Source organism: Chamaesiphon sp. VAR_69_metabat_338 (assembly GCF_031423935.1).
In the GTDB taxonomy this organism is placed as follows: domain Bacteria; phylum Cyanobacteriota; class Cyanobacteriia; order Cyanobacteriales; family Chamaesiphonaceae; genus Chamaesiphon.
In genome coordinates this window covers 1-4,917 of sequence record NZ_JANPGM010000588.1, presented here as the reverse complement: position 1 = coordinate 4,917, position 4,917 = coordinate 1, and the positions used below count along the sequence as shown (strand labels likewise).

The window sequence follows — 4,917 nt, the reverse complement described above, 5'->3', positions numbered from 1 at the left end:
AAGTAAAAAAATCTATCTAGACCGAAGGCCCAGAGCCATGAATGACTTAGACAATTCTACCCCTGAGATTGAATCCGCAATTCAGATAGTTGGTAGCGATTTACCAGATTTTAAAATTCATGGCTATCAGGTATCCGATCGACTGTCCGAACATGCCGCTCGTGGTAGAACAACCTATTTAGCTAGCGAGATCGAGACGGAGCAGTTGGTAGTAATTAAGGAGTGGCGACAGTTTGATGTTCGCACACCAGCTCCAGACTATGCTAATTATTTACCAGAAATCGCTAGGTTACAACAACTTGACAGTCCGAACGTTTCCCGCTATCTAAATTCTTTCCAGACACCGACGGGCTTCTGTCTCGTCCGCGAGTATCTGCCTGGGGTTTCGATCGCCGAACTGGGAACACTGCCGCCGACAGATGTTCGATTGGTAGCTGATGCGATCTTAAACATTCTCGATTACCTCCATCACTTAACGCCAGTCGTCATTCACCAGAATATCAAACCAGAGAATATCATTGTCGATACCGAGACAGACTTATCTATCTATCTAGTGGATTTTGGACTCCATCCCTACACCCACGAGCCGCAGAATAGCTACCAGCCTAAGTTGCTCCCGGCAGCAACCGAAGCTTACGATTTGTACAGCTTAGGGATATCAATGATTTGCTCGCTCACTGGCACCTCCACATCCCAAGCCCAACATTTGTTCGATACTAATTATCGTCTCAATTTTCAACACTTAATACCAGCAAATACCGATCCAAAATTGATTGCTTGGCTCACAAAGATGGTGGAGTCCAACCATCAGCAGCACTATCTCGATACCTTCACAAATCGCAGCATTAAGACCGATCGATCGCCAGTATCCTTGTCAGGATATCCCTCCACAGACCGCCAGGAGCAAGTGTCATTTCAAATGCCCGAACCCAAACCGCCAGTGCAGTGGTGGCGGTGGGGAGTTGGAGCTGGCATTCTCCTAGCATTAGCAGTTATCGGCCGTCAATTTGTCTTTCCCAGTAGCGACGAACTCACACCCGCCCAAATTGCCAAAAATCAATCGATCGCCCAGGAAGCTGAATTTGCCGCATCCGATCGCGGTAGGCTGATTAAAGAAAAACGCTGTATTAGTTGCAATCTGACTAACCAAAATTTTGCCAAAGCCGATCTAGCTGGTGCAGTGCTGCTCCAATCTATTTTGACTGGAGCAAACTTTGCCGATGCCAATCTGACGCTGGCAATTTTTCAAGATGCCGATTTGAGTGGTGCTAATCTCAGTCGGGCAAATCTCCAAAAGGCAGCTTTGTATGGTGCAAAATTAAACGGCACCAATTTAACAGGCGCAAATCTCGATCGAGCAAAACTAGTCTATGCCAAGCTTAAAGGAGCTTCCTTGCGCGATACTATTCTCACTAATGCCGATCTCAAGTTTGCGGAGTTTCAGCAAGTAGATTTGCGCAATGCTAATCTCACAGGTGCGGATTTAAGCAATGCCGATCTGTCGTATAGCAATCTCAGCAAAGCAATTTTAACTAATACTAAATTAGATGGAACTACTTTAACTGGCACTACCATGCCTGATGGTTCCGTTCATCCTTAGATAGTTGATAATTAATAGTTGTAGGGTGTGTTGTCTTGACGCACACAACCTGGAGGAAACCTCCAGGTCGATGCGCCGCTATCGCGGAACGGCTCGCGCACGCCTTTGTTTCCCGACGGTTTAGCGAGACAAGACAGCGTAACGCACCGAAGAATAATCTTACTCCACATTATTTAATTGCTGAATATAATTGACTTCTGCTTGCCAATATGTAGGTAGAGTATCCCAAGGATTGCGGTTGGTCGTGTCAGTACTATCGTTAGTTATATATACATAACCAAATTTGGATTTCACAGCCCGATCGAGCGTACTTTTCATCAGCTTACGATCGGTAGTTGTATGGATTAGTGCGGCAAAGTGTTGAGGAGAGTATTTTTTAACATAAGCAGGCGGGTGATAGTTTGCCCAAACTTTCTGATAGTTTTCAAAGATGACGATCGTATCGGCAACCGATCGATCGAGATACCCTTCATCGACTTCTACGCCAGGGTTAATAATTACGTTGTGGTTTGAAGCTGGCAATCGAGCTTTGATATAACGATAAATTTGTTGATAGTAACTAATTTTATCTGGCGTACTAGCAGCCTCATCGATGAAAATTCCATCGACATTAAAGTACTTGATATAAAGAGCTATATCTGCTTCAACAGCTTGGAGATCGCGTTTGGCATAGTTACTAGGGACATAGCCAATTAGCTTAACTCCAGCTTGACGTAAGTCGTTAATTCCCTGCCGATAATCGGCATTTGGCGGTGCCCGATCGGGGCCATTATTTGGATTAATAATTGCGACGATCGATACTTTTTTGGCAGCTGTAATTACTTGCTGCCAAATATAATTTTTCTTATCATACCAGTTGGGATAGATATATAGTGGTAACAAAATCTGTAGTCGAAATCGATCGTTTGGTTGACTGACAATTTGCATCCTATTTAGATCGACCCGCTCGGATCGCCGCGTTGACAGCTTGTCGTGAGTATTACCAGAAATAGTCAAACCGAACGAATAAACAACGAGGACAATTGTTGTTAACAGCCAATATATTTTCACATTCAGCGCGTAATTAATAGATAAATTCCCGATCGATCTTACTAGCTCCGTGCTGTGACAAACGATCGCGAGCTATCTTTCATCTTAACAGTGGGAAGAAACGATCGTAAGATAAGATCGCCACATCTACATCACAGAATACCCATGGACAGAATTTTGGAACCAGAAGTCATGGATACCTGGCTGGAAGCGACAGCCTATGATGCGATGGATTTCACAGCGGTAAATATGGCATTTGCCACAGATGCGATCGCTTTAGATCCCAATGCTGTCAAAGTTCTGGACATTGGTACTGGTACGGCACGGATTCCGATCCTGATGTGTCAACACCGACCCCAATATCTGATTACGGGCATAGATTTGGCACAATCGATGCTGATTATCGGTCAACGGAATCTAGAGGAGGCACGGTTGACGCAGCGGATTAGATTAGAACGCGTCGATTCTAAGCGGATGCCCTATCCAGATTTAGAATTTGACATGGTAGTTTCTAATAGTTTAGTCCATCATCTTGCCGAGCCGCTAGTCTTATTTAAGGAGATTAGTCGCTTAGTTAAACCAGACGGTGCGATTTTAATCCGCGATCTAATTAGACCAGAAATCGATGAAAGTGTTAATGAACTAGTTGCTAAATTTGGTGGCGATTACGACCCGCAACAACAGCAATTATTTCGTGATTCGCTCAAAGCTGCTTTGACACTAGCCGAGGTAACAGATCTAATCGATCGAGTGGGCTTAACTGGTGTCAAATTATCGCAAACTTCCGAACTACATTGGACGCTAGAGCGTCAGAAAAATATTATCGATCGCATCTAATGTAAGATTGTCAGTCGCCAGCTATTTTGGTAAATATAAATGTTAAATCGCAAATTTTGGTTTGGACTATTTATTACGATTGGATTAATTCTATCGTTGAGTATCCCAACAATCTCTCGATCGCAATCGATACCGACAAAAGCAATTAGAGAAATTCGCGGCGTCTGGATTACTAACGTCGATAGCGATGTCTTATTTACTCGCGATCGATTGGCTACGGCCATTAAAGATCTGCGCCAGTTAAACTTTAATACGATCTATCCAGTCGTGTGGAATTGGGGTTATACAACCTATCCGAGCAAAGTTGCCAAACGGATTGTCGGTAGTAGTTTCATGCCTAAGAAATCCGCAGGTATATTAATCAATCGTCAGCTCGGTCGATCTGAAGGATTAGAAGGACGGGATGTGCTTAAAGAAGCAGTCACTCAGGGACACAAACAAGGTCTTGCCGTCATTCCCTGGTTTGAATTTGGCTTTATGTTACCAGGTACTAGCGATCCGGCTGGCTCCGATTTTGCCAAGTTACATCCCGATTGGCTGACCCAAAAGCAAGATGGCGGTACACTCTGGAAAGAAGGCAAAGATCCGCGCGTTTGGCTCAATCCGTTCAAACCAGAAGTCAAAAAATTCATCATCGATTTAGTCGTCGAAGTCGTCCGTAAATATGATGTAGATGGCATTCAATTCGACGACCATTTTGGCTTGCCTTCTGAATTTGGCTACGACAAATTTACCGTCGATCTCTACAAACGCGAACACCAAGGTAAACTTCCACCCACAGATCCCAAAAATGCCGAATGGATTGACTGGCGCGCCGATAAAATCACCCTGCTCATGCGCGATTTATTTGTTGCCATCAAAGCCGCAAATCCCAAAGCGATTGTCTCAATTTCACCCAATCCTCAAACATATGCCAAAAATTTCTTTCTCCAAGACTGGGCAAAATGGGAGCGTCAAGGTTTGGTTGAAGAACTCTTAATTCAAGTCTATCGCGATAACTTAACTACCTTTATCGGCGAACTCCAAAAACCAGAAGTTAAACTTGCCAGCCAACATATTCCCGTTGGTATTGGCATTCTCACTGGTGTCAAACCCAAGCCTATACCGATGAAGCAAATTCAAACCCAAATTGCCGCCGTGCGCAAACAAGGTTTAGCCGGTGTCTCGTTCTTTTTCTATGAAACCTTGTGGAAACTGACAAACGAACCAGCCGCAGCTCGCAAAGATGGGTTCAGGCAGGTGTTTGCCCAGACAGTGGCTCGATCTACGATAATAAAGTAAGGGGTTGGGATTAGGCTTTAGAGGATGTCTGAAAAGTCTAATTGCTTCGTTTACAGTGGGCAGATCCTCCCTAGCCCCCCTTCAAAAGCAGGGCTGTTCCATTCCTTTTTCCGATAGTTTTGTCAATCCCTCAAGCGATCGATTTCGATCTTTATTTTGGTACCTCTTAG

4 protein-coding genes are annotated in these 4,917 nt (G+C 44.3%); 3 read left to right on the top strand and 1 reads right to left on the bottom strand.

The annotated features are described in order from the left end of the window. Nucleotides 1-37: 37 nt before the first annotated feature. Complete coding sequence (locus RMO84_RS16195; protein ID WP_310489470.1) at nucleotides 38-1,600, top strand: pentapeptide repeat-containing protein; 1,563 nt, start codon at nucleotides 38-40, stop codon at nucleotides 1,598-1,600. 159 nt (nucleotides 1,601-1,759) lie between these two features. Here the strand turns inward: RMO84_RS16195 and RMO84_RS16190 are convergent, their stop codons facing one another. Beyond that, nucleotides 1,760-2,650 carry a spherulation-specific family 4 protein gene (locus tag RMO84_RS16190; protein WP_310489469.1) on the bottom strand — a complete coding sequence of 297 codons (891 nt, stop codon included), beginning with the start codon at nucleotides 2,648-2,650 and terminating at the stop codon, nucleotides 1,760-1,762. Between the two features lie 144 nt (nucleotides 2,651-2,794). Between RMO84_RS16190 and RMO84_RS16185 the strand changes: the two genes are divergently transcribed. Continuing rightward, a complete protein-coding gene (locus RMO84_RS16185) occupies nucleotides 2,795-3,466 on the top strand; it encodes a class I SAM-dependent methyltransferase (protein WP_310489468.1) in 672 nt (223 codons plus the stop codon). A gap of 39 nt (nucleotides 3,467-3,505) precedes the next feature. After that, the gene (locus RMO84_RS16180) at nucleotides 3,506-4,747 is read left to right on the top strand and encodes a glycoside hydrolase family 10 protein (RefSeq protein WP_310489467.1); all 1,242 of its coding nucleotides are present in this window, start codon (nucleotides 3,506-3,508) and stop codon (nucleotides 4,745-4,747) included. Nucleotides 4,748-4,917: the final 170 nt, after the last annotated feature.

Bases quoted from the DNA above. Each gene is read 5' to 3' on its own strand.
- RMO84_RS16195 (WP_310489470.1), top strand. From the start codon at position 38: ATGAATGACTTAGACAATTCTACCCCTGAGATTGAATCCGCAATTCAG.
- RMO84_RS16180 (WP_310489467.1), top strand. From the start codon at position 3,506: ATGTTAAATCGCAAATTTTGGTTTGGACTATTTATTACGATTGGATTA.
- RMO84_RS16185 (WP_310489468.1), top strand. From the start codon at position 2,795: ATGGACAGAATTTTGGAACCAGAAGTCATGGATACCTGGCTGGAAGCG.